Source organism: Streptomyces atriruber, from assembly GCF_001418325.1.
Classification (GTDB): Bacteria; Actinomycetota; Actinomycetes; order Streptomycetales; family Streptomycetaceae; genus Streptomyces; species Streptomyces atriruber.
Window position 1 is genome coordinate 1 of the sequence record NZ_LIPN01000664.1, and the last position, 909, is coordinate 909.

At 76.0% G+C, this 909-nt stretch carries 1 protein-coding gene; it reads left to right on the forward strand.

Annotation, left to right across the window (positions count from 1 at the left end):
• Nucleotides 1-53: 53 nt before the first annotated feature.
• Nucleotides 54-909: PucR family transcriptional regulator ligand-binding domain-containing protein (locus tag AOK03_RS39840; RefSeq protein WP_425264459.1), on the forward strand; the 856-nt coding region annotated here is incomplete at its 3' end.

Here is a 909-nt window from a genome sequence, read left to right on the forward strand (position 1 = left end):
CGAAGATGCCCGTCGCGCCCACCCGCCCCGCCTGCCGCAGACCTGAAGGTCCCATGCCGCCCACGCTCGCCTCGCTCGTCCACCACTCCGCGCTCAAGCTGACCGTGCGCGCGGGCGAGGAGCACCTGGACGCCCCGGTGCGCTGGGCACACGCGAGCGAACTCGCCGACCCCGTGCCCTACATGGAGGGCGGCGAACTCCTCCTGATCACCGCGCTCAAGCTGGACGCGGAAGACCCGGACGCCATGCGGCGCTACGTGAAGCGGCTGGCCGGCGCCGGAGTCGTCGGGCTCGGCTTCGCCGTCGGCGTGCACTACCCCGACATCCCGAGGGCACTCCTCGACGCCGCGACCGACGCGGGCCTGCCCCTCATCGAGGTGCCGCGGCGCACCCCGTTCCTCGCCATCAGCAAGGCCGTGTCGGCCGCCATCGCCGCCGAGCAGTACCGCGCCGTGACGGCGGGCTTCGCCGCCCAGCGCGAGCTGACCAAGCAGGCGCTGAGCGACGGCCCCGAGGGGCTGCTGCTCGCGCTCGCCGGACAGGTCGACGGATGGGCCGCGCTGTACGACGCGTCGGGCGCCGTCGTCGCCGCCGCGCCCGAGTGGGCCAACCGCAGGGCCGCCCGGGTCACCGCCGACGTCGAACGCCTCAGAGAGCGCCCGGCCCCCGCCAGTTCCGTCGTCGCGGGCGCCGAGGACCGCGTGGAGCTGCACTCGCTCGGCACGGGACGCAGGCCGCGCGCCGCCCTCGCCGTCGGCACCGCGTCGACCCTCGGCACCGCCGAGCGGTACGCGGTGCACTCCGCCATCGCCCTGCTCACCCTGACCACCGAGCGCTCCCGCTCCCTGCACGCCGCCGAGCAGCGGATCGGCGCGGCCGTGCTGCGGATGCTGCTCGCGGGCGAGCCCG